Raw genomic sequence first — 20516 nt, forward strand, 5'->3', positions numbered from 1 at the left:
TTCACGCCTGAACGGCGCTCGTCCTCAAACGCCAGACGGGCTGAAGATGCCCATGCGGGCCCGCACCGGGCAGCCCGGCCAGCTGAAGATGCCCACGCTGGCCCGCACCAGCACCGCCAGGGGCGCGGGGAACTGCGCGAGAAGCGACCACGGTCCGCACCCAAAAGCCGAGGGACCCTGGGGCTCCGCCCCGGACCCCGTTCACGCCTGAACGGCGCTCGTCCTCAAACGCCAGACGGGCTGAAGATGCCCATGCGGGCCCGCACCGGGCAGCCCGGCCAGCTGAAGATGCCCATGCAGGCCCGCATCGGCACCGCCAGGGCCGCGGGGAACTGCGCAGGGGGCCGGGCGGGGTCATGGGGTGAGGGCGGTGGCGAGGAAGGGCTCCACCGCGTCGCGCCACCCATCCGGCTGGTCGTAGTGCACGAGGTGCCCCGCGTCGGCCACCTCCGCGTACTGCCCGCGCGGCAGCACCCGCACCATCTCCTGGGACTCCGCGCGGCCCAGCTCCCCGTCCAGCCCGCGCACCACGAGCGCGGGGCACTCGACCTGGGCCAGCTCCTCCCAGTGCGCGTCGTGCACCCACGTCTCGCGCGACGTCAGCATCTGGCGGCGGGAGAAGACCGGACGCCAGCCGTCGGCCCGCTCGGCCATCACCTCGGCGAAGAACTCGCCCCGCGACGGGCTGGGCCGCTCCACCCACGGGTCGTCCTCGCCGAACCACTTGCGTACGTCGGCGAGCGTCGCGAACGGCACCGGCCAGGACGCGAACCAGTCCTCCCACTCGCGCTGCGAGGCCGCGCCGAGCGCCGAGGCCCGCATGTCGCAGATGACCAGGGCGCGGACCAGGTCGGGGCGCTTGGCGGCGAGCTGCCACGCGGTGAGGGCGCCCATCGAGTGGCCGATGAGGGTCACGGGGGCGAGCCCCAGCTGTTCCACGGCGGCCTCGGCGTCGGCCACGTAGACCTCGCGCGTGAAGGGCCCGTCGGCCGGCTTGTCGCTGCGGCCGTGGCCCCGCTGGTCGATGGCCACCGCCCGGTGCTTCTCGGCCAGCCAGCGGGCCGTGGAGGCCCAGTGCGAGGCCCGGCCCATCAGGCCGTGGAGCAGCAGGACCCCGGGAGGCCCGTCCGCCTCCGCGCTGCCCTTGGGCGGTTCCGCGAACTCCCAGGCGGCGAGGCGGACCCCGCCGGTCCCCGTCACGTCGATGCGCCGCACCATGTGCCTGGCACCCCCTCTCAGCCCCCGACGGCTCCCGTGTGGTCAGTTCACGGCAGAGTATCGAACCTCTATTCGAAAACTCGCGTCTCTCGCGCAACACCCCTCGTTCGAGTGACCACGCTCAAGGATTGACGCCACGTGCCGAGGGGAGATCTTCTCCGGGAGGCGGGCCGCTCGGGGAAGACGGTCCGCGGGGGTCGACCCTGGGAGCTCGGGGCTCCGGGTCGACACCGGGGAGGACAGGCCCCGGCGCCGCGAGGCGCCGGGGCCCTGGTCTGCCCGACGCGGGTCGGCGGGCGCGAACGCCCAGGCAGGCCCGGGCGTCGACGACGATGCGCGTGGTTCGAACGGCGCCATGCTGCCGCCCCCTCCCCTGCCGCACACCTCGGCGGTCATATGCCTCAAGCCACAGCCTCGCACGCGATCCGCCCGGCCGCTGCCATTCCACCCGGAAACCGGCCTTCCCCGCAAGCTCCCCGCAGCCCTCACGCGCTGTGCTCAACTCCCGTACGGGGAGCGGGCGGTGACGTAGCGTTACGACTCCTGCGGCGAGGACGGCCCCCGCAAAGCCCGGCACAGCGCCCGGCTCGGCGCACAGTTCGGCGCACAGTTCGGCGCACAGTTCGGCGCTCGGCTCAGCGCTTGGCCACGAAGACGTGCGAGGCGACGTCGGCGGCGAGCTCGGCGGCCTCGCCGCTGCTGCCGACCAGGACCCCGCCGGGCGACTGCGTCACGCTCACCACGGAGCCGGGCTGCACGCCGGCCCGGCGCAGCGAGTACATCAGCTGGGCGTCGGTCTGGATCGGCTCACCGATCCGGCGCACGACCACCGTCTTGCCCTCGGGGCCCGGGTCGAGCTCGCCCAGGCTGATGATGCCGTCCTCCAGGAACGCGTCCGCCTCGGTCTTCTCGCCCAGCTCCTCAAGGCCGGGAATCGGGTTGCCGTACGGAGACTCGGTGGGGTGGCGCAGCAGTTCGAGAACGCGGCGCTCCACCGCCTCGCTCATGACGTGCTCCCAGCGGCAGGCCTCCGCGTGCACCTGCTCCCACTCCAGGCCGATCACGTCGACGAGCAGACACTCGGCGAGCCGGTGCTTGCGCATGACGCGCGTCGCCAGCCGGCGACCCTCGTCGGTCAGCTCCAGGTGGCGGTCGCCCGCCACCTGCACCAGGCCGTCGCGCTCCATGCGCGCCACGGTCTGGCTCACGGTCGGGCCGCTCTGGTCCAGGCGCTCGGCGATGCGGGCGCGCATGGGGACCACACCCTCCTCCTCAAGTTCGAGGATGGTGCGGAGATACATCTCCGTGGTGTCGATCAGTCCGGACATACGTGCCCCTCGATGCTGTGACATGAAAACGTCGTGCCGCTGGCCCTGGACCAATTCTGACGCATCCCACTGACAACCGTGCCGCGCCGACCGCCGCCCGTCTTGACCCGGCGCCCGTGGACACCGTATTGACAGGGGAAAGGTACAGACCGCACCGTGATCGGCGCACGGTCGTTCCCCACCCCGGAAAGGGTCCTCGGCGATGAGCGAGAGCAAGCTGGCCGGTCAGTTCTTCGACGCCGCGATCGGGCTCCTGGGGCGGGTGCGGGACGAGGAGTCACTGAACGTCGCGGCCGCGGGCGCGCTGATCGCCGACACGGTGGAGGCGGGCGGCCGGCTGTTCGCCTTCGGCGCCGGGCACTCCTCGCTGGCCGCCCAGGACGTGGTCTACCGGGCCGGCGGATTCGCCCTGATGAACCTGCTGGCGGTGCCCGGCGTGGTCGGCGTCGACGTCATGCCCGCCACGCTGGGCTCCGCCCTTGAGCGGGTCGACGGCCTGGCCGGCGCGGTGCTCGACTCCAGCCCCGCCAAGCCCGGCGACGCGCTGGTGATCATCTCGCTGTCCGGGCGCAATGCGCTGCCCGTGGAGATGGCGATGAACGCACGGGCGCTCGGGCTCAAGGTCATCGGGGTCACGTCGCTTGCGTACGCGCAGAACACGCGGTCGCGGCACGTGTCGGGCACGTTCCTGCGCGACCACTGCGACATCGTGCTCGACAGCAAGATCGCGGTGGGCGACGCCGAGCTGACCCACGAGGGCATCGAGGCGCCGTTCGCTCCCGCGTCCACCGTGGTCACCAGCGCGCTGATGCAGGCGACGATGGCCGCTGCGGCGGAGGCCCTGGTCGCCCGGGGCATCGAACCTCCGCTTCTTCGTTCGGGGAACGTCGACGGGGGCCACGAGTGGAACGGGCGAGTCATGACGGAGTACAGGGACCGCATCTTCTTCCGCCACTGAGCCGTCCCCGCCGGCGCAGGCCCCCCCGGGGCTCCGCCCCAGACCCCGTTCGCGCCTTGAAGGGCGCTCGTCCTCAAACGCCGGACAGGCTGAAGATGCCTGACCAAGCCACCCTGCCAAGGCCAACCCCGCCAAGGGCGCGGGGAACTGCGCGACCAGCCACGCACGGCCCGCACGTCGAAGGCCGGGCACCTGGGGCTCCGCCCCAGACCCCGTAACGCGCCTCAAGGGCGCTCGTCCTCAAACGCCGGACGGGCTGAGGATGCCCGACCGAGCAGTCCGCGAAGGGCAGCCCCGCCAGGGGCGCGGGGAACTGCGCGAGAAGCCGTCCACGGTCGGCCGGGCCAAAGGCGGGCTCAAGCCCCCGCAGGCGCAGGGCGCAGCACCACACGCCCCGCTCACCCCCTTCGCGGAGCCTCCCGCAGGGACTGGGCCAGGTCCACCGCCGCCGCAACCCGCGCCGCCACGCTCTCCGCGTACGTCGCGTCGGGACGCTCGAAGGCGGGCCGTGACGCGCCGCGCAGGAAGGTGAGGGCGCCCAGGGTGCGGCCGCGGCTGCGCAGGACCACGCACAGCGCGTGAGCCGTGTCCGCGGGCCACTGGCGCTCCACCGCCCACCGCTCACCGCCCGCTCCCGCGCTGGCCCGCACCGAACCCGTGCGGTCCACCGCCTGGAGGGCCGGGTGGCCCGCCGGATAGCGGACCGGGATGCCGCCGCCCGCCACCGGCGCGACCGGGCCAGGGGCGCCGGCCGGGGTGGCCGCGGTGCGCACGAGGCGCGAGCCCTCACCCAGGTCCAGCAGGGCGTGGTCGGCGAAGCCGGCCAGGGCGAAGTCCAGGTGGGAGGCGGCCGCCTCCATCGGGTCCTCGCATTCCGCGGCGGCCCGCGCGGCACGGTCGAGCTGGTTGCAGCGGAAGCGGAGCCGGTCGGCCTCCTGTTCCGCGAGCTTCTGGTCGGTCACGTCCTGGAAGAGCCAGCCGACCCCGAGCGGAACCGGCTCCTCCGCGAGCGGCGACGACAGCCTGAGGAAGCCGCTGCGCCAGCAGCGGCGCCGCTCGCCCTCGGCGGTGCGCAGCGTCACCCACAGCTCGGCGGGGCCGGCCGTCGAGCCTTCGGCCAGTACGTGCTGGAGGGCGCCCTCCAGTTCCTCGACGCCCTGGACGATCAGCTCGCCCAGCGGGCGGCCGAGCAGGGTCGCGCGGGAGGTGCCGAGTACTCGGGCGGCGTACGCGTTGACGACGGTGGGCCGCAGGTCCACGTCGACCAGGACGACGCCCCAGGACCCGTCGTCGGACAGCGCCTCGCTCAGCGCGATGGAACGCTCCAGGTCGATCTGCGCGTGCACCTCGCTGAACGCGCAGTACACCCCGGCCGCCGCCCCGTCGGCCCCCCGCACGCCCGCCGACTGCGTACGGACCAGGACGCGGCTGCCGTCCTTGCGCAGCAGGGCGAACTCGTGCACATGGCGGCCCGGTGCGTCCATCACCGCCATCAGGCGTCCCTGGATCTCCTCGGCGTCGGCGGCCCGCACCGCCCAGCCGGTGAACCCCCGCCGTCCGACGGCCTCTTCGGCCGGCCAGCCGAGGATCCGCTCGGCCTCGCGGTTCCAGTGCGTGACCACGCCGTCCGCGTCGAACGCGCAGAGCGCGGCGTCCATCCCGTCGAGCAGCGCGGCCAGAAGGTCCCCGCCGGGTTCCGGCGCGGACGGGCCCGCAGGCCCCGTACCGGATCCGTCCGGGGCCGGAACCCTGGTGGTCTCGCTCCGGGAAGCACTCATCCTGGCACCCCCTGCAGGACGTGGTCGCCGCATCGCACGGCCTGCGCGCTGGGTCACGCACGCAGGATCATTCAACTCGAACGTGACGCAGCACACACGGATTTCACGGAAATCGCCTCCGGCCGACGTCGGTTACCGGCCGCCCCTGGACGCCCCGGTCAGGCGTACTCATAGTGGCGCCCATGACTTCTCTCGTACGCCATGTGACTTTCGACTGCGCCGACGCCTACCGTCTGGCCACCTTCTGGGCCGGGGCGCTCGGCGGCACCCTGGGCGCGGAGGACGTGCCCGGCGACCCGGAGGCGCAGGTCACCGCCGGAGGGATCGCGCTCCTGTTCATCGCGGTGCCGGAGCGCAAGGCGGTCAAGAACCGCGTCCACCTCGACCTGCAGCCGCAGGACCGCACCCGTGACGAGGAGGTCGAGCGCCTGCTGGCGCTCGGCGCCACCCTCGTCGACGACCACCGCCGTCCGGACGGCTCGGGGTGGGCGCTGATGGCCGACGTCGAGGGCAACGAGTTCTGCGTGGAGCGCAGCGCCGGGGAGCGGGCGCGCGCCTCGAATTAATTCGCTTGAGGGCCACCGGCCGGGCTCCTAATGTGTGGTGCACACGAGAAGGGAGGTGGTTTGACAGATGTATGCAAACCGGACGCGTGAGGTGACTGCGGGCTGACGCCTGCTGTCGCACTCTTTGTGCGGTGCCGACCATGGTCGTCGGCCGAATTCCCAAGCAGTCACCGACCCGCGGGCTCGCCGGTACGTCCGGCCGGCTCCTCTCCGGAGGACCCGAGCCCGCGGGTTTCTGCATGCCAGGACCGGACTTCCGGAGCGGACCGGCCAACCGGATTCGCGGAGCGGACCCCCGGCCCGGATGCGCGGACCGGACCCCCGGCCCGGATGGCCGGATCCGAGCGGCCGGGCCGGCCCCCGCTCAGGGCGCCAGGCGCTCCACGTGCCACGTGTCGCCCTCGACGGCGTACCGCAGCCGGTCGTGCAGCCGGTTCTCGTGGCCCTGCCAGAACTCGACGCTCCCCGGCGCGACCCGGAAGCCGCCCCAGTGCTCGGGCGCGGGAACCTCGCTCCCCTCGGGGTATCGGGCCGTCAACTCCTCGTAACGCGCGGTCAGTTCGGCCCGCGATTCGATCACCGTGGACTGCGCGCTGGCCCAGGCGCCGAGCCGGGAGCCGTGCGGGCGGCTGCGGAAGTACCGCTCGGTCTCCGCGCGCGGCACCCGGGCCGCGGTGCCCGTGACGATGACCTGGCGGGCCAGCTGGTGCCAGGGGAAGAGCAGCGAGACGTACGGGTTCGCGGTGAGCTCGGCCGCCTTGCGCGAGGCGTAGTTGGTGAAGAAGACGAAGCCGTGTTCGTCGTAGGACTTCAGGAGCACCGTGCGGGTGGAGGGGCGGCCGTCGGGGGTGGCGGTGGCGACGACCATCGCGTTGGGCTCGTGCAGGCCGCCCGCCACGGCTTCCTTGAACCAGCGCGCGAACTGCCCCATGGGGGTGGGGGCCAGGTCCTCCTCGGCGAGGAGGGTGGTGCGGTACTGCTCGCGCATCGCTGCGGGGTCCAGGTCGGTCACGTACCCCATCCTGCCGCACCGTCACGCCGCCTCCCGCGGTGCGTGGGGCGCTCGGCGACGCGGCCGGCGGCGGAGCAGTGTGCCCGCGACGGCGGGGCCCCAACCCCGTGCCGACGAAATGGGGCAGTGTGCCGGATGTCACGCTTCCCCACGTCGTCGGGACCCGCCAAACTCTCGGCTGGGCCACTGTGGCCTCCCTACACGCGTTCAGCCCGCGGCGGGGTTCTCGACTGCCGTACGGGGCATGACCGAGGGACCCGGGGCGGCACGGCCCGCCCGCAGCCCGTCGCACACATCCTGAGGAGCCGCCTGATGTCCGACTTCGTACCCGGACTTGAAGGAGTCGTCGCGTTCGAGACGGAGATCGCCGAGCCGGACAAGGAGGGCGGCGCCCTTCGCTACCGGGGCGTCGACATCGAGGACCTGGTCGGACACGTCTCGTTCGGGAACGTGTGGGGCCTGCTGGTGGACGGGGCGTTCAACCCCGGCCTTCCGCCGGCCGAGCCGTTCCCCATCCCCGTCCACTCCGGTGACATCCGCGTCGACGTGCAGTCCGCGCTCGCCATGCTGGCACCGGTGTGGGGCCTCAAGCCCCTGCTCGACATCGACGAGCGCACCGCCCGCGACAACCTGGCCCGCGCCGCCGTCATGGCGCTGTCGTACGTCGCCCAGTCGGCGCGCGGGCAGGGCCTGCCGATGGTGCCGCAGCGCGAGATCGACAAGGCGGAGTCCGTCGTCGAGCGCTTCATGATCCGCTGGCGCGGCGAGCCCGACCCCAAGCACGTCAAGGCCGTCGACGCGTACTGGACGAGCGCCGCCGAGCACGGCATGAACGCCTCCACGTTCACCGCCCGCGTGATCGCCTCGACCGGCGCGGACGTCGCGGCCGCGCTGTCCGGCGCGGTCGGCGCGATGTCGGGCCCGCTGCACGGCGGCGCCCCCTCGCGGGTGCTCGGCATGATCGAGGAGATCGAGCGCACCGGCGACGCGACGGCGTACGTCAAGCGCGCCCTCGACAACGGCGAGCGCCTGATGGGCTTCGGCCACCGCGTCTACCGCGCCGAGGACCCGCGCGCCCGTGTGCTGCGCCGCACCGCGCAGGAGCTGGCCGCGCCGCGCTTCGAGGTGGCGCAGGCGCTGGAGAAGGCGGCTCTTGAGGAGTTGCACGCGCGCAGGCCCGACCGGGTGCTCGCCACGAACGTCGAGTTCTGGGCGGCGATCGTGCTGGACTTCGCGGAGGTGCCGGCGCACATGTTCACGTCGATGTTCACGTGTGCGCGCACGGCCGGCTGGTCGGCGCACATCCTGGAGCAGAAGCGCACGGGCCGTCTGGTACGCCCCTCGGCCCGTTACGTGGGCCCCGGTTCACGGGACCCGCAGTCGATCGAGGGATACGCCGACATCTCGGATATCTAGGACATCGCAGATTTCTCCGGCACCGCCGGCACGCTGGGCGCCGCCGACTTCGCGGGCTGAGGACGGCGGGGCGCGGCCGATGGCGCCACGTGGAGTATCCGTGCGCGCGTCAAGCACGATAGTGGGCGATATGGGGCTTACGGTCGGTCTCGTCCGTTTTGCCCAGTGAATGTGGAGTTCAGTGTGAGCCTCATCCGTCGCGCCGCCGTCGTGGTCGCGCTCTCCGCCGCCGTGATCGTCCCCGCCACCGCGACCGCCCAGGCGGCCCCGCAGACCGCCGTTGCCGTTGTGGCCCACGACAACCACAACAACTACGACCACAACGGCAACAACGACTCGCAGCGCCGCCACTACGGTCTCCTGACCAGCCTTCTGCTGATCCTGCTCTGACCGAGGGCCCCGCACCACGTGCGGGGACGCGCGCCCGGAACCCGTGGGTTCCGGGCGCGCGTCCGTGTTTCGGCACGGACGTCGCCTACCCCGCCGCCGATACGAGATTGAGCAGCGGGGCGACCGGGTCGGTCACCTGGTGCAGCTGGTTGAGGTCGTTGAGGTGGTTGAGCCCGGCCAGCTGGCTCTTGACGCCGGGGAGCTGGGCCGCGTATGGGGCGGGGATTCCGCTGGAGGCGATGTTGTCGAGCTCGCTGATCGGGTTCAACGGCTTGCCCAGGTGGTCCAGGGGGCCCGCCGCGTTCGCCGACGAGACGGCGAGGCCCGAGACACCGGCGGCGACGGCGACGGCGAGGACAGTGGCGATGCGTCGTGTTGAGATCACGCCTGCACAACGGGGAGCGGCGGCGTCGGACACGGCCGCCTCCCGCTCTCACCCGACAGGCGTACCTGGCCGACGCCCGGGCCGCAGAGGGCAGCCGCCCCTGCCCGGGGGGGGACCACGGGGTGTCTGGCGGACCGGGGCCGGGGCGCGGCGTCTGGCACGGATCCTGTTGCGCACAGCCCGGTGCGCCCCGCTGAGAAACGTTCTGTCCGCTCGGCCAGGCGTAGCTAGCCGGCGCCGGACGTGTGTCGGTCTCGCGGGTGAGGACGAGGGCGATCTCGTCGCGCTCGCGCAGCACGATCGCCGCGGGATTCCCAGCCACCGCACGGCCGTTGACGTACGCCTTCAGACGGCGCCCGCCGCCCGCATGGAGGCCGCCGATGCGGTCGGCGCTCAGCGGGACGCGCCACTCGGCCATGAACTGGCCGAGGGTGAAGTCCGCCCGCTTCGGCGACTCGACATGGATCACGCCGCTGGTGTCGTGGGTGTGCAGGGGACTGATGAGCCCGTGCGGCGCGTCGATGCCGATCGAGGCGGGGACGGTGACGGCCCGGCCGTCGACGAGGACGTCCAGGTGGGTGTGGGTGTGCTGGACCATGCCCTCGGCGGGCATCATCTCCAAGCCCGCGGCGGCGGCCGCCGCCGCGGGGTCGGTGGGCGCGGGCCACGGCGGCGCGCCCTGGCCCGCCCCCACCCCGTGCGGGTCGGGGCGGCCGGGCGCCGCGCTCGCGCCCTGCACAGCGAGCGCGGTAACGGCGGCGACGGCGACCAGCGCCGCGAGCACCCGGCCCGGCGGCGAGACGGCGAGGACGTTCCCCGGCGGACGAGACACGAGTCAACTCCTTGACGGTTGAGGCGCGTTGGGCACGTCCTCGTGGCGGGGCGCGGCGCCCCGGGCGGGCGCTCGGCTCAGAGGGTCGCGGTGGCGGCCGGGGCGCCCTGGACCGCGGGCGCGGTCAGGCCGGCCTCCGGCAGGGTGACGGCGGGCAGCCCGAACAGCGCGGCGCGCGGCTGGCTCAGCGGGGCACCGAGGTCGGCGCCCGGCGTGACGGCGTGCAGCCCGGTGCCGGGGGCGACCAGGTCGGGGGTGCCGAGGTTGCGGGATCCCAGCGGGTCGGGCAGCGGCGCACCGATGCGGGTGTCGGGCAGCGCGGACTCGACCGGCAGCGCGGGGACCATGTTGTGCGGCAGCAGGTTGCCCTTGACGTACCGCGGGCCGTCGGGGGTGCCGGGGACGGGCAGCGGCATGCCGGTGTGCACGGTGGGGGCGTCGAACGGGAGGACGGTGTTGAGACCGCCGAGCGGCAGGTCGACCGGGACAGCCGGGGCAGCTGCGGCCGGCGCGACCGCCGCCGCCGTCGCGATGCAGGTCAGTACGCTCGCCAGGCCCGCGCGTGAGGTGATTCCCATGAATGTTCTTTCCTTCCCTGGCCTCTTCGGCCGTATCGTTCTGCTAGAACGATCGCGGCGGCGGTATCACTGCAAAGTTCCCCTGCTTGCAGCAACCTGGAGCCCATCCGCGCGGCGCGCGCCCCCCGTGCGTGCCCTTGGCCCGGCTCATGCGTTGTAGCCGACATGAACGTACGCCGATACCTTGCCGCCGCCGCAGCCGGAACCGCGCTCGCCGCCGCCCTGTCTCCCTCCGCGCACGCCCTCGACCTCGGCGGCACCCTGAGCAAAGCGGCCACCACCACCAGCGCCGCGGGCGCCCAGCTCAAGCCCGCCGCCGAGAGCGTCGTCGGGGACAAGCTGAACCAGAAGGTCACGGCCGTCAAGAACGGCGTGAAGGCCGGAAGCGACGCGGTCAAGGCCGCCAAGGACGCGGTCAAGGCAGGGCACGACCTGATGAGCTGACCGCTCGCCTGCTCTGCCCGAGCGTGTCATTCCCAGCGTCAACCGAGAGCCGCGCGGCGGTCAGGACGGAGCGAGCGTGACCCACACCCGGACGGTCCCGGCCGGCAGCGGCGCCGACCTCGCCGACCCGGCGTTCTGGCGGCTGCCGGCCGCCCAACGCCTCGCGCGCTTCACGGAGTTGAGGCATGAGCCGCGCCCGGTGTTCTTCACCGAACGCCGGGCCACCCGGCGCCGCCCGGAGCAGGGCTTCTACGCCCTGGTCCGGCACGCCGACGTGCTCAAGGCGAGCCGGCTGCCCCGGGTGTTCGCCAGCGCCCCGGGCGTCACATCGCCCGAGCCGGCGCGCTGGGTGCGGGCGGTGTTCGGCGATTCGATGGTCAACCTCGACGGGGCCGACCACGCGCGCCTGCGCCGTATCGTCCAGCAGGCCTTCACCCCGCGCCTGCTGGCCACCACCGAAACACACATCCGCGAGCTCGCCGTACGCATCGTGGACGACATGGTCGCCGAGCGGCCCGACGAGTTCGTCTCCTCGGTGGCCTCCCGGATGTCGTTCGAGGTCATCTGCGCGATGCTCGGCGTGCCCGACGCCGACCGGCGCCGCATCGCCCGCCAGATCGACCGGGCCGCCGAGCACGCGGGCGTACGGCGCGGCCTCGCCGCCCGTCTGATGAGCCCCGGCAAGGGGCTGCGGGCGCTGGCACGGATGGAGCTGACGGTGGCGCGGCTCGGCCGCGAGCGGCGCCGACGCCCTACCGGCGACCTCATCTCGGCCCTGGTCACCGCCGACGTGGACGGACAGGCTCTGACGTACCCTCAACTCGGTTCATTCTTCTCGCTGTTGCTCGTCGCGGGCGTGGAGACGACGCGCAACGCCATCGCCCACGCGCTTGCCCTCCTGACCCGCAGCCCGGCCCAACTGGCGCTGTTGGTCGCCGACTTCGAGCGTTACGCGGACGGCGCCGTCGACGAGATCGTGCGGCACTCGACACCCATCATCCAGTTCCGCCGCACCGTCACCACGCGCTACACCCTGTCCGGCCACACCTTCCTGCCCGGCGACAAGGTGATGCTGCTCTACGCCTCCGCCAACCGTGACGCGTCGGTGTTCACCGACCCGGACGCCTTCGACATCACCCGCGACCCCAACCCGCACCTCGGGTACGGCGGCGGCGGCCCGCACTACTGCCTCGGAGCCCATCTGGCCCGTCTGGAGATCAAGGCAGTCCTGCGCGAACTGCTCACCCGCCCGCTGGCCGTACGCGCGCTCGGCGAGCCCGAACTCGGCACATCCAACTTCGACCACCGCGTCCGCAAGCAGCACTTCGCCTTCGATGCGTCCAAGCCCTGAGGCCGGGCGCCCGGCCCCGCGCGCGCACCCTCCCCGCACGGGCGGCGTTGTACCGGGCATGAACGCCATCAACACAGGGCACACACGGCACCGCCTGTGGGCCGCCACCACCGCCGCATCCCTCCTGCTCCTCGCCGCGCCCGGCATCGTGGCGGCCGGCACGGGCGCGGGACAGGGCAGTGTCAGCGAATACGGCCGGCCCAAGGTGCTCGGCGGCCAGGGCGAGATCGCCGAAACGCTCACCACCGGTGTCGCCACGCTCAGCGACGCCGTCCAGCGCGGCGGCGCGTCCGGGGGCCGCTGACGACCAGGACGCGCCGGGCAGGCGGGCCCGGCCCCGGGCGCCGGGGTCGGGCAGGTGGGGCGCCCCGGTGCGTACCGCCCTCGTGGAAGGCCGCGCTCTGCGCGCTCGTGCTGCTGGTATCCGCGCTCGTCCAGTTGCCCGGCGACCGGACACGCGGCCCGACGCCGCCCGCGGCCCGGACGGCGGCGGGCGTCTTCACCGGTTCCGGAAGCGACGGCATCGGCAAGCTCGCGGCGGTCGAGAAGTGGCGCGGCCACGGACAGTTGCGCGCGGGCCACACCTACCTGCCGGGCGACACCTGGAGCGGCATCGAGGGCCCGGCGCAGCTGCTCGCGCCCTGGGCCCGCTGGCGCCACGAGCGCGCCGACCGGGTCTTCGTGCTCAACGTGCCGATGCTGTCCCGCAACGAGGACGGCCTGCCCGACGCCGAGGTGCGCGACCTGCTCAGGCAGGGGGCGCTGGGAGCCTTCGACGACCACTTCACCACGCTGGCCGAGCACCTCGTCTCCCGCCGGCTCCACGACACCATCGTGGTGTTGGGATGGGAAATGAACGGCGTCACCTATGCGCACCGATGCGCTCCCGACCCGGCCGCGTGGCGGGTGTACTGGCGGCGCGTGGTGAGCGCGATGCGCTCGGTGGCGGGGCAGCGCTTCCGCTTCGACTTCGCGCCGGACCGAGGCCGCGACGCCGTGCCGTGGACCGAGTGCTACCCCGGCGACGCCTTCGTCGACATCCTCGGCATGGACTCCTACGACCAGCCCGCCGGCATGTCGTTCCGCGAGCAGGTCGAGGAGCCGTACGGGCTGCGCGCCCAGGTCGACTTCGCCGCCCGGCACGGCAAGCCGGTGTCCTACCCGGAGTGGGGGCTCTTCCGCAACGGCGACGACGCGCGGTACGTACGCGGGATGACGGCGTGGTTCCGCCGCTACCGGCCCGTCTACCAGACTCTGACCGACTACTGCCCGCACGGCGTGTGGGAGTGCCCCGGCCACCCCGACGCGGCGCGCGTTTACCGGGCGCGGTGAGCGCGGGCCGCCCGCTGGGCCGTGCGGGGGCGCGGGGTGGGCCGGACGGGTGGTCCCTGCGGTGCGGCTCGCGTGGCCCGGGCATCCCTTGAGGCGAATCCCCATCATGCGTATCAGCATCCGATCCCACTCCGGATTTCCTGTTGAAGGGTCGCAGGCATGGACAAGCTCTCAGGCCCCGTGGCACGGGCCGCCGTCGTCGCGGGGCTCGTGGCCACGCTGGGCACGGGGTACGCGGCACACGCCGCGGGTCACCGTGAAGCGCCCGCGCGGCCCACCCTGGCCGACACCGGCGCCGACGCGAACGCCTCGCTGCTCGGCGCACTGAGCGCGGGCGCGGTCGTCACGGGTGCGGCGGCGGTCGCGCTGTCCCGGCGCGCCTCACGCGGGAAGTGCGGCGAGTAGCGGGGCGGGCGGTGGCCGGTCACGTTCCGCTCACGGAGGAACCGATTTGCTCCTTGGTGTCCGTTACCTATGGCCGATCGACACGTTGAAGTGACATGACGACTGCGTGTCTGCGGTCGCGTGTCCATTCAAGGAGAACTTTGATGTCTCGTATCGCGAAGACGGCCGCCGTCGTCGCCGGAGCGGGCGCGGTGGCGCTGGCCGGTGCGGGTATGGCCGCTGCCGACGCCGGCGCCGAGGCCGTCGCGTCCGGCTCCCCCGGTGTCCTCTCCGGGAACGTGCTGCAGGTGCCGGTGCACATCCCGGTCAACCTCTGCGGCAACTCGATCAACGTGATCGGCCTGCTCAACCCGGTGTTCGGCACCACCTGCGTCAACGACTCCCACCTCCTCCACCACCACGGTGGGGGCTACGGGGGCTGACGCCCCCGGCCCCGGCCGGCCGTTCTCGTGACAGCCCGGCCGGGCGTTTGATCCAACGGTGCCTGCGGCCTCCCGGACTTCTCCCCCCGGGAGGCCGTCGCCGTATCAGGCGTACCGGTAGATCCGGCTGTGGTCCAAGAGCGCCACCGGCGCCACGTTCCACGGCGGCATCGGCTCGTGGAGGGCCGCCACCCGGCCGTGCTGGGGGTCACCCAACGGCGGCGGTACGTCGGGCAGATAGCGCTTGGACCTGGGGTGAGCGGCCTGCCAGCGCGACCAGAGGCTGTCGACGAAGGCGTGGTGGAGCCAGAACACGGGATCGTTGACGGCGGCGCCGCCGAGCATGAGCCCGCCGATCCAGCGGTGCACCTGGTTGTGCGTGCGGAAGCGGGCGTTGCCCGACGCCTTGGTCCAACCCTCGATCTTGTTGCGGAATCCGGTCCCGCTCATCGAGTTCCAGGGCGAGACGTCGTACACGGGGTCCGCGAGTGCGTGGGCGACGTCGGCGGCGGTGGGCAGCTTGATGGGACCCTTGGGGCGGCCCAGGTCCCGGGTCAAGAAGCGCTCCTCGGTGACATTGACGGTCACCTCCCAGGAGCCGTGGGCGAACGCGAAGGGGCCGGACATGACCTGGAGGTCGCCCCGGCGCCCGTTGCCGCCCATGAAGTCGTCGCCCCACAGCGACGAGGCGGGCGAACTGTCGCGCGTCCAGTCCCAATAGGGCACGGTGACACGGGGGTCGACCTTGCGCAGCGCCCGCTCGAACTCCAGCAGGAACTGACGGTGCCAGGGCAGGAAGGACGGCGCCATGTGCGCCACACGCAGGCCCCGGTCGCCGTCCGAGACGTAGAAGTCGATGTGTGTGCGTACGAACGCGTCGTACTCGCCGCGCCGTTTGAGTTCGAGCACGGCGTGCACGAAAGCCTTGCGTTCGGCGCTCGTCAGGTTCCGCTGGTTCTTACGCGTGTACACCATGGACGGCTCCCCCTTCGTGGCCCGCGTGCACGGGCACCGCGGCCAGCCGGGCGCGGCCCAGCACGACGGCGGCGGCGCGGGCCGCCTCACGTGCGGTGGCATATGACTCATAGTGGTCGACGGAGCTCAGGTAGCTGCCGTCGGCGCGGCGCATCAGCATCAGCCTGCGGTCGTCCACGAACACGGCGACCTCGCAACCGTCCGCCTGGAGGGGGCGGCCCTGAATGCGATGGCCGGCGTGCATCTCGTCGAAGGGCGTCCCCCCGGGGACGGGGGCGGCGGACCCGGGGCCGGTGGCGCCGGCCGTGGCAGCGGAGGTGATGCGGGAGAGCGCGGCGCCGGTGAAGGCGACGGACGCCGAGGCGAACAGGGCGCGCAGCAGGCCGCGCCGGGCGATGCGCCAGGCGGTACGGGAAGGGGGCGTCCCGGGCCTCGTTGGCTCGGGGGCGCGGCCCCGGGGGCGGGTGCGGCCGGTCCGTCGTGCGCGCCAGAAGTGTGTCGCGTCCTTCATGGGCGTCTCCCTCGTGCTCGCTCGCGCGGACGGGGCCGGCACATGCTGCGGCCCCGGAAACCGTCCTGGTCCCGGGGCCCGTCCGAGCGTCCGCTCTCGTTGTCCGATGCCGAATTCAACGAGGCCTCCCGGCCCAGGAAACGGCCGCCGCGCGTTCGTCGGCGCCGCCGGCGCTCCCCGGGCCGGTACTGGTTGCACGGCCCGGGGAGGCTTCAACCATGCGACTGGTCGGTGGGGTCAACGCCTTCGGCAGACAGGTGTGTCGGTGGCGAGAAGTGTTTCATGCGGTTGGCCCAACGCTTCTGCTCAGCCCTTTTCATCCCGTCCAGAAGTCCCACCAGCGGGTCAGGATCAGCATCGCGACCACCCCGATGTGCATCACCGGTACCGCCCAGCCCAACTCCGCGAGCAGGCCGCGGGCCCAACTCGGCGCGCGAAGCGCGCCCTTGACGACGTTGTGCGTGCTGACTCGCCAGAACAGCACGATGGTGGCGACCCAGGCCAGACAGCACCACAGGCACAGCGCGTCGATGCGGTACAGCGACTCGAACTGGAGCCAGCTGACGAAGGCGACGCCGAGGGCCGCCCCCGCGTTCAGCGTCAACCAGTACCAGCGTCCGAACCGGCCACCACCGAGCAGGCTCATGCCCACGCAGCACACGATCCCGTACGCCACCAGGCCCAGCATCGGATTGGGGAACCCGAAGACGGAGGCCTGCGCGCTCTTCATGATGTTGCCGCAGGAGATCACCGGGTTGAGGCTGCATCCGGGGACGAAGCCGGGGTCACGCAGCAGCGCGAACTCGTCGAGCGTGATCACCCAGGAGGCCAGCAGGCCCGCCGCGCCGGTGAGCACGACCAGCCAGGCGAAGCCGTAGCCGGCACCGAAGGCGGCAGCGCCTGGTGGCGGGGGTCCGGACGAGTCGGTGACCGGCGCCGGCTCCTGGAGCGTCTCGTGGAAGGGCATCGGTGTTGTCTCCGTTCCGTTCTCGTCCGGCGGGGCTCAGCCGCGCAGGCGACGGATGGGGAGCAAGCAGTGGCCCGCGGTGGTGATGGTGGCCTCGTCACCCGCGAACGCCTTCAACTGCTTGTCGCTGACGGCGACGCCGGGCACGGCCTCGGGCCAGGAGCGGGTGACGAACATGAACTGGACGGTGCCGCGCGCCTCGGCCGCCGCCAGCCACTCGGGCGGCGCGGGGCACTGGGCGGTCATGGTCGGCAGGGTCAGGACGGCCCGGCCGGCCTGCACGATGAGAGTCAGCGGGAACGAGCCACCGTGACTCTGGTCGACCACACTGCCGGCCGGCATACCGATCTCGTCGAGGAGCGCCCGCGCCGCGACCTCGGCGCCCTCCGGGCCCTGGACGCCGTCACCGAGGGGGTACGCCATGAGGAAGGGCACGTCGCCGGATCCGTCGGGATGTTCGCCGCTCCACGCGATGACGATGAGCGAGCCCAACAGGGCTGCCCTGGACGGCTGTACGGCACTGGTGGCTGAAGTCATGCCGGGACTCTAGGACATTACGGGCCGAGCCCATCGCAGCTGTCACTCATCCGGATGAAACGTCCTTGGCGGGGTGCACCGGGCCTTCACGGGCGCACGGGGTCATCATGGGGCGCGCCGGACCTTCGAGTGCGCCGGGCCGGACCCGGTCCGGACGCGGCGGAGCGGCCCCGGGATCCCCATCTCCTCGGAGCCGCTCTTCACGCGGTGCGCCGGACGGCGCGGGTCGGACGTCGTGTCAGGAGTTGATGCAGGTGTTGCCGAACGCCGGGCTCAGGGCTCCGATGACGCCGACCGTGTTGCCGCAGACGTTGACCTGCGCGTGCACGGGGATCTGCACCACGTTGCCGGACAGCACGCCGGGCGAGTTGACGGCAGCGCCCTCGGCGCCTGCGTCGGCGAAGGCGGTGCCGGAAGCCGCACCGGCCACCAGCAGGGCGCCGGAGAGGGCGAGAGCGGTCTTCTTGACGGTGTTCATAGGAAAACCTTCCATTCGGGGTCGGCCTCAGCGTAGGCAAACACCCCGGAACCACAGGAAGCGAACACGCCGCGTTTATCGTATTTCCCTCGTACAGCGCATGGGTGGGCTGAATGGCCGATCAATTCGCCGTCGCGAAGCTCCGTTACGGAGCTAGGGGGTGTCTGGTGGATCAGGGTCGGTCAGGGTGCGGCGCCTGGTGCGGTGCATCGCAAGGCGCCGGAACGTCGTGATAGCGGAGCTATCGGGGCGTTTCGGCAACGCCGCGAGGTGCCGTGCCAGGCGCCGCACCCCCGGCCATGATCCACCAGACACCCCCTAGCCGACGGGAAGGCCGCCGAGCAGGTGGTTGGGGTTGGGCGCACCGTTGGTCTTGTTGAGGTCCTTGGCGGTGCTGCCGACCGTGTGGAGCAGCGAGTCGTTGGACTTGGGGTCGAGCAGGTTCGTGCGGACGGGCGCCGTGTCCACCATGGGGGCGCTGGCCATCTGCTGGGTGATCGCGTCGAGGCCGCCGTTGAGGCTCATGGGGGGCAGGTCGCCGGCCGCGAAGGCCGGAGCCGCCGCACCCATGACCGCGAGGGAACCGGCGACCGCCGCGGCCATCTTCATCGACTTCATGTTCAGTCCTTCCGCGGCGAGTTCGATCGCCGAATTGGCTGCACGCACCGCACTCCGTGGCACCGCGCGTGTCCGTGAATGCTTTGCACTGCTTCGCCTTGGGTAACGACTCCCGGACGATTGGGAAACCCTTTGGCGCCGGATTCATCGGGCCTCGCCCGCTCCCATTCAAGGGTGGAATCCAGCTGTTTCTCGTACGAGCTTCCATGAATTTCGGTGCGCGGCCGGGCAGTTGGCGTCGGGCCTGCACGCGAGGGGGGCGCAGCGGGGTGCGGAGCCGGCGGCGGAGCCCCGCGCCCCCGGCCGTGCCCGGACAGCGGAAAGCGCCGGTTCCGTTTCCGGCCCGGCGCTCTCGGCGGTGCGGCTCAGGCCGGCAGATCCGGCGCCGAGACGGGCGGCGCGCCCCCGGGGGGCGGGGGAAGGGCGGGCAAACCCGACAGCTTGGGCGCGGGCAGGCCTCCGCCGACCACCGTGGCCGTGACGAGTCCGACGAGGTTGGTGACCACGCCGGTCGCCGCCGGCACGACGCCCGCGGCATTGGCGCTGGTCACCGCCTTGAGGAGGTCGTCCAGAGACTTCTTGAGGGCCGCGACGGCGTCGCCCTTGACGTCCATCGGCCCGGCGGCCGTTCCCGGCCCCCCGAGCGAAAGCGGGGCCAACGTCAGCGCCGGCGCGGCGGCCGTGCCCGGCTTGGCGGGGGCGGCGGCCGTATCCGGCTTGGCGGGAGCGGTGGGGGTCGCCGGGGCCGGCTTGGTGGGGGCGGTGGGGGTCGCCGGGGCCGGTGTCTTCACGGCGTCGAGGGCCTTCGTCGCCCGGTCGGCCAGCACCTTGACGTCGGCGGGCGATCCGCCCTTGAGCACGCCGGTCAGCAGGTCGGTCACAGGCTTGAGCACGGCCCCCAGTGCGGCCAGCGTCTGGGCCTGCCCGAGCACTTGGTCGGCCCCCGGCGGCACCGGCGCCCCGGCGCTGACCGGACGCGGCGGCTGGACGTCGGTGGCCATCGCGGTTCCGGCGGATCCGATGACGATCGCGGTCGAGAGGGCCACTGCGGCCACTCGCCGCGGTGTGCGTGCGCGCATGAAACGGTTCTCCTTCGGTGCGGGATGCGAGTTTTCCCTCACCGTGCGCAGCCCCCCGGGCCCCCGCAACCGCATGGCCGACCCGGGTGACCGCACCGCCCACGACGCGCCGGTCCGAGCTGGAAGGACCCCGTACGCGCGGGGCTTCGCGCCCTTGCGCCGTCCGGAGCAGCACGAAGCCCCGGCGGCCCCCTGGGCGGGGGCGGCCGGGGCTTCGGCGGGAACTACTTGTTGACGCAGGTGTTGCCGAAGGCGGGGTTCAGCAGGGCGATCACGTTGACCGTGTTGCCACAGACGTTGACCGGCACGTGGACGGGAATCTGCGCCATGTTGCCGGAGAGAACGCCGGGGGAGTGGGTGGCCGCGCCGTGCGCGTCGGCGTCGGCGGCGGCGACGCCGGCCCCACCGGCAATGGCGGCAACGGCAGCGGTGGACAGGACCAGGGCCTTCGCGGTACGCGGCATGGAGAAGCACTCCTAGATTGGGAAGTCATGGGCCTTGGGGTCAAGGCACTGACCGGGTGGTGTCACTCGACTTACACCTCAACGCGCCGTCAGGCGCCCGGTTTTGCCCCCAACGGGTGAACCCGGGTTTCCGGCGGCGAAAAGATGGTCATGGGCCTTGTTTCGTACCGAGCACGCGGATGGCGGCCCCCGCCACGAATGCCACCCGTGCGGGTCATCTGTTGACGCGGGTGTTGCCGTGAGCACTGGCCCGCCAGGACGCCGCCATAGCGGGCTTGGCCACGCCATATGCCGCCCCTTCCCTTCCCATAGGGATTTCGGGTAAATAAGCGGCCATCGGTACAACGAGCCGGTCGTGAATGAGATACGGCAGATCGCTCGAAGGGACACTCCGGTCCACGCATTCATGACAGGACCGGTCGTAAATACGGTTACAGTGCTCCTCACCCCGGGGCCGTTCGACGCGTGGGGA

25 protein-coding genes are annotated in these 20516 nt (G+C 72.4%); 11 read left to right on the forward strand and 14 right to left on the reverse strand.

Going from position 1 to position 20516, the window contains the following annotated elements; genetic code table 11:
- Nucleotides 1-354: 354 nt before the first annotated feature.
- Together ACGFW5_RS22950 and ACGFW5_RS22955 are read right to left on the reverse strand one after the other, a co-directional pair.
- Nucleotides 355-1218 carry an alpha/beta fold hydrolase gene (locus tag ACGFW5_RS22950; protein ID WP_393836141.1) on the reverse strand — a complete coding sequence of 288 codons (864 nt, stop codon included), beginning with the start codon at nucleotides 1216-1218 and terminating at the stop codon, nucleotides 355-357.
- A 635-nt stretch (nucleotides 1219-1853) separates the two neighbouring features.
- Nucleotides 1854-2546: an iron dependent repressor, metal binding and dimerization domain protein gene (locus ACGFW5_RS22955; RefSeq protein WP_393836142.1), complete on the reverse strand. Its 693-nt coding sequence runs from the start codon at nucleotides 2544-2546 to the stop codon at nucleotides 1854-1856.
- 202 nt (nucleotides 2547-2748) lie between these two features.
- On the opposite strand from ACGFW5_RS22955, the gene ACGFW5_RS22960 reads away from it, so the two are divergent.
- Nucleotides 2749-3504 carry an SIS domain-containing protein gene (locus ACGFW5_RS22960; RefSeq protein WP_393836143.1) on the forward strand — a complete coding sequence of 252 codons (756 nt, stop codon included), beginning with the start codon at nucleotides 2749-2751 and terminating at the stop codon, nucleotides 3502-3504.
- A gap of 398 nt (nucleotides 3505-3902) precedes the next feature.
- Here ACGFW5_RS22960 and ACGFW5_RS22965 read toward each other — a convergent pair whose 3' ends face one another.
- Entirely contained in the window at nucleotides 3903-5282 is a 1380-nt protein-coding gene (locus ACGFW5_RS22965; protein ID WP_393836144.1) for a PAS domain-containing protein, read from the reverse strand.
- A 182-nt stretch (nucleotides 5283-5464) separates the two neighbouring features.
- Here ACGFW5_RS22965 and ACGFW5_RS22970 point away from each other — a divergent pair, with 182 nt between their 5' ends.
- Nucleotides 5465-5848 (forward strand): VOC family protein, encoded by a 384-nt coding sequence (locus tag ACGFW5_RS22970; RefSeq protein ID WP_393836145.1) that lies wholly within the window; start codon nucleotides 5465-5467, stop codon nucleotides 5846-5848.
- Nucleotides 5849-6212: 364 nt separating this feature from the next.
- Here the strand turns inward: ACGFW5_RS22970 and pdxH are convergent, their stop codons facing one another.
- Complete coding sequence (gene pdxH, locus ACGFW5_RS22975) at nucleotides 6213-6836, reverse strand: pyridoxamine 5'-phosphate oxidase (RefSeq protein WP_393836201.1); 624 nt, start codon at nucleotides 6834-6836, stop codon at nucleotides 6213-6215.
- Between the two features lie 336 nt (nucleotides 6837-7172).
- On the opposite strand from pdxH, the gene ACGFW5_RS22980 reads away from it, so the two are divergent.
- Nucleotides 7173-8276: a citrate synthase 2 gene (locus tag ACGFW5_RS22980; RefSeq protein ID WP_393836146.1), complete on the forward strand. Its 1104-nt coding sequence runs from the start codon at nucleotides 7173-7175 to the stop codon at nucleotides 8274-8276.
- A 183-nt stretch (nucleotides 8277-8459) separates the two neighbouring features.
- Nucleotides 8460-8666 carry a hypothetical protein gene (locus tag ACGFW5_RS22985; protein ID WP_393836147.1) on the forward strand — a complete coding sequence of 69 codons (207 nt, stop codon included), beginning with the start codon at nucleotides 8460-8462 and terminating at the stop codon, nucleotides 8664-8666.
- A gap of 85 nt (nucleotides 8667-8751) precedes the next feature.
- Here ACGFW5_RS22985 and ACGFW5_RS22990 read toward each other — a convergent pair whose 3' ends face one another.
- Nucleotides 8752-9051 (reverse strand): hypothetical protein, encoded by a 300-nt coding sequence (locus tag ACGFW5_RS22990; RefSeq protein WP_393836148.1) that lies wholly within the window; start codon nucleotides 9049-9051, stop codon nucleotides 8752-8754.
- 380 nt (nucleotides 9052-9431) lie between these two features.
- Here ACGFW5_RS22990 and ACGFW5_RS22995 point away from each other — a divergent pair, with 380 nt between their 5' ends.
- Entirely contained in the window at nucleotides 9432-9905 is a 474-nt protein-coding gene (locus ACGFW5_RS22995) for a hypothetical protein (RefSeq protein WP_393836149.1), read from the forward strand.
- 55 nt (nucleotides 9906-9960) lie between these two features.
- On the opposite strand, the gene ACGFW5_RS23000 is transcribed toward ACGFW5_RS22995, so the two are convergent.
- Entirely contained in the window at nucleotides 9961-10461 is a 501-nt protein-coding gene (locus tag ACGFW5_RS23000) for a hypothetical protein (protein WP_393836150.1), read from the reverse strand.
- Nucleotides 10462-10626: 165 nt separating this feature from the next.
- On the opposite strand from ACGFW5_RS23000, the gene ACGFW5_RS23005 reads away from it, so the two are divergent.
- From ACGFW5_RS23005 to ACGFW5_RS23030, 6 genes are all read left to right on the forward strand, one after another.
- Nucleotides 10627-10905 (forward strand): hypothetical protein, encoded by a 279-nt coding sequence (locus tag ACGFW5_RS23005; RefSeq protein ID WP_393836151.1) that lies wholly within the window; start codon nucleotides 10627-10629, stop codon nucleotides 10903-10905.
- A 76-nt stretch (nucleotides 10906-10981) separates the two neighbouring features.
- A complete protein-coding gene (locus tag ACGFW5_RS23010) occupies nucleotides 10982-12256 on the forward strand; it encodes a cytochrome P450 (protein WP_393836152.1) in 1275 nt (424 codons plus the stop codon).
- A 58-nt stretch (nucleotides 12257-12314) separates the two neighbouring features.
- Entirely contained in the window at nucleotides 12315-12560 is a 246-nt protein-coding gene (locus ACGFW5_RS23015; protein WP_393836153.1) for a hypothetical protein, read from the forward strand.
- 107 nt (nucleotides 12561-12667) lie between these two features.
- The gene (locus ACGFW5_RS23020; RefSeq protein ID WP_393836154.1) at nucleotides 12668-13588 is read left to right on the forward strand and encodes a glycoside hydrolase family 26 protein; all 921 of its coding nucleotides are present in this window, start codon (nucleotides 12668-12670) and stop codon (nucleotides 13586-13588) included.
- Nucleotides 13589-13747: 159 nt separating this feature from the next.
- Nucleotides 13748-13993 (forward strand): hypothetical protein, encoded by a 246-nt coding sequence (locus tag ACGFW5_RS23025; protein ID WP_393836155.1) that lies wholly within the window; start codon nucleotides 13748-13750, stop codon nucleotides 13991-13993.
- Between the two features lie 143 nt (nucleotides 13994-14136).
- The gene (locus tag ACGFW5_RS23030) at nucleotides 14137-14415 is read left to right on the forward strand and encodes a chaplin (RefSeq protein ID WP_358994695.1); all 279 of its coding nucleotides are present in this window, start codon (nucleotides 14137-14139) and stop codon (nucleotides 14413-14415) included.
- A 105-nt stretch (nucleotides 14416-14520) separates the two neighbouring features.
- Here ACGFW5_RS23030 and ACGFW5_RS23035 read toward each other — a convergent pair whose 3' ends face one another.
- The 8 genes from ACGFW5_RS23035 to ACGFW5_RS23070 all read right to left on the reverse strand — a co-directional run bounded on the left by ACGFW5_RS23035 (nucleotide 14521) and on the right by ACGFW5_RS23070 (nucleotide 20044).
- A complete protein-coding gene (locus tag ACGFW5_RS23035) occupies nucleotides 14521-15390 on the reverse strand; it encodes a tyrosinase family protein (protein ID WP_393836156.1) in 870 nt (289 codons plus the stop codon).
- Nucleotides 15374-15901, reverse strand: coding sequence for a tyrosinase family oxidase copper chaperone (locus ACGFW5_RS23040; RefSeq protein ID WP_393836157.1), 528 nt, complete (start codon nucleotides 15899-15901; stop codon nucleotides 15374-15376). Before ACGFW5_RS23040 ends, ACGFW5_RS23035 begins: the two co-directional genes overlap by 17 nt.
- Nucleotides 15902-16217: 316 nt before the next feature.
- Nucleotides 16218-16868 (reverse strand): vitamin K epoxide reductase family protein, encoded by a 651-nt coding sequence (locus ACGFW5_RS23045; RefSeq protein WP_393836158.1) that lies wholly within the window; start codon nucleotides 16866-16868, stop codon nucleotides 16218-16220.
- 36 nt (nucleotides 16869-16904) lie between these two features.
- Complete coding sequence (locus ACGFW5_RS23050) at nucleotides 16905-17405, reverse strand: DUF5949 family protein (protein WP_393836159.1); 501 nt, start codon at nucleotides 17403-17405, stop codon at nucleotides 16905-16907.
- A 238-nt stretch (nucleotides 17406-17643) separates the two neighbouring features.
- Nucleotides 17644-17883: a chaplin gene (locus ACGFW5_RS23055; protein ID WP_393836160.1), complete on the reverse strand. Its 240-nt coding sequence runs from the start codon at nucleotides 17881-17883 to the stop codon at nucleotides 17644-17646.
- A 318-nt stretch (nucleotides 17884-18201) separates the two neighbouring features.
- Nucleotides 18202-18549 carry a hypothetical protein gene (locus tag ACGFW5_RS23060; RefSeq protein WP_393836161.1) on the reverse strand — a complete coding sequence of 116 codons (348 nt, stop codon included), beginning with the start codon at nucleotides 18547-18549 and terminating at the stop codon, nucleotides 18202-18204.
- A gap of 317 nt (nucleotides 18550-18866) precedes the next feature.
- A complete protein-coding gene (locus ACGFW5_RS23065; protein WP_393836162.1) occupies nucleotides 18867-19580 on the reverse strand; it encodes a hypothetical protein in 714 nt (237 codons plus the stop codon).
- Nucleotides 19581-19804: 224 nt separating this feature from the next.
- Complete coding sequence (locus ACGFW5_RS23070; protein ID WP_393836163.1) at nucleotides 19805-20044, reverse strand: chaplin; 240 nt, start codon at nucleotides 20042-20044, stop codon at nucleotides 19805-19807.
- Between the last annotated feature and the right edge of the window lie 472 nt (nucleotides 20045-20516).

The organism is Streptomyces sp. NPDC048416 (assembly GCF_043200435.1).
In the GTDB taxonomy this organism is placed as follows: domain Bacteria; phylum Actinomycetota; class Actinomycetes; order Streptomycetales; family Streptomycetaceae; genus Streptomyces.

Excerpts from the sequence above, each read along its gene's own strand:
- ACGFW5_RS23000 (WP_393836150.1), bottom strand. The coding sequence starts at position 10,461 with ATGGGAATCACCTCACGCGCGGGCCTGGCGAGCGTACTGACCTGCATC.
- ACGFW5_RS23070 (WP_393836163.1), bottom strand. The coding sequence starts at position 20,044 with ATGCCGCGTACCGCGAAGGCCCTGGTCCTGTCCACCGCTGCCGTTGCC.
- ACGFW5_RS23055 (WP_393836160.1), bottom strand. The coding sequence starts at position 17,883 with ATGAACACCGTCAAGAAGACCGCTCTCGCCCTCTCCGGCGCCCTGCTG.
- ACGFW5_RS22965 (WP_393836144.1), bottom strand. The coding sequence starts at position 5,282 with ATGAGTGCTTCCCGGAGCGAGACCACCAGGGTTCCGGCCCCGGACGGA.
- ACGFW5_RS23030 (WP_358994695.1), top strand. The coding sequence starts at position 14,137 with ATGTCTCGTATCGCGAAGACGGCCGCCGTCGTCGCCGGAGCGGGCGCG.
- ACGFW5_RS23015 (WP_393836153.1), top strand. The coding sequence starts at position 12,315 with ATGAACGCCATCAACACAGGGCACACACGGCACCGCCTGTGGGCCGCC.
- ACGFW5_RS22995 (WP_393836149.1), top strand. The coding sequence starts at position 9,432 with ATGCGGTCGGCGCTCAGCGGGACGCGCCACTCGGCCATGAACTGGCCG.
- ACGFW5_RS22970 (WP_393836145.1), top strand. The coding sequence starts at position 5,465 with ATGACTTCTCTCGTACGCCATGTGACTTTCGACTGCGCCGACGCCTAC.
- ACGFW5_RS22980 (WP_393836146.1), top strand. The coding sequence starts at position 7,173 with ATGTCCGACTTCGTACCCGGACTTGAAGGAGTCGTCGCGTTCGAGACG.
- ACGFW5_RS22960 (WP_393836143.1), top strand. The coding sequence starts at position 2,749 with ATGAGCGAGAGCAAGCTGGCCGGTCAGTTCTTCGACGCCGCGATCGGG.
- ACGFW5_RS23065 (WP_393836162.1), bottom strand. The coding sequence starts at position 19,580 with ATGCGCGCACGCACACCGCGGCGAGTGGCCGCAGTGGCCCTCTCGACC.
- ACGFW5_RS23045 (WP_393836158.1), bottom strand. The coding sequence starts at position 16,868 with ATGCCCTTCCACGAGACGCTCCAGGAGCCGGCGCCGGTCACCGACTCG.
- ACGFW5_RS23035 (WP_393836156.1), bottom strand. The coding sequence starts at position 15,390 with ATGGTGTACACGCGTAAGAACCAGCGGAACCTGACGAGCGCCGAACGC.
- ACGFW5_RS23025 (WP_393836155.1), top strand. The coding sequence starts at position 13,748 with ATGGACAAGCTCTCAGGCCCCGTGGCACGGGCCGCCGTCGTCGCGGGG.
- ACGFW5_RS22955 (WP_393836142.1), bottom strand. The coding sequence starts at position 2,546 with ATGTCCGGACTGATCGACACCACGGAGATGTATCTCCGCACCATCCTC.
- ACGFW5_RS22950 (WP_393836141.1), bottom strand. The coding sequence starts at position 1,218 with ATGGTGCGGCGCATCGACGTGACGGGGACCGGCGGGGTCCGCCTCGCC.
- ACGFW5_RS23050 (WP_393836159.1), bottom strand. The coding sequence starts at position 17,405 with ATGACTTCAGCCACCAGTGCCGTACAGCCGTCCAGGGCAGCCCTGTTG.
- ACGFW5_RS23005 (WP_393836151.1), top strand. The coding sequence starts at position 10,627 with ATGAACGTACGCCGATACCTTGCCGCCGCCGCAGCCGGAACCGCGCTC.
- ACGFW5_RS23040 (WP_393836157.1), bottom strand. The coding sequence starts at position 15,901 with ATGAAGGACGCGACACACTTCTGGCGCGCACGACGGACCGGCCGCACC.
- pdxH (WP_393836201.1), bottom strand. The coding sequence starts at position 6,836 with ATGCGCGAGCAGTACCGCACCACCCTCCTCGCCGAGGAGGACCTGGCC.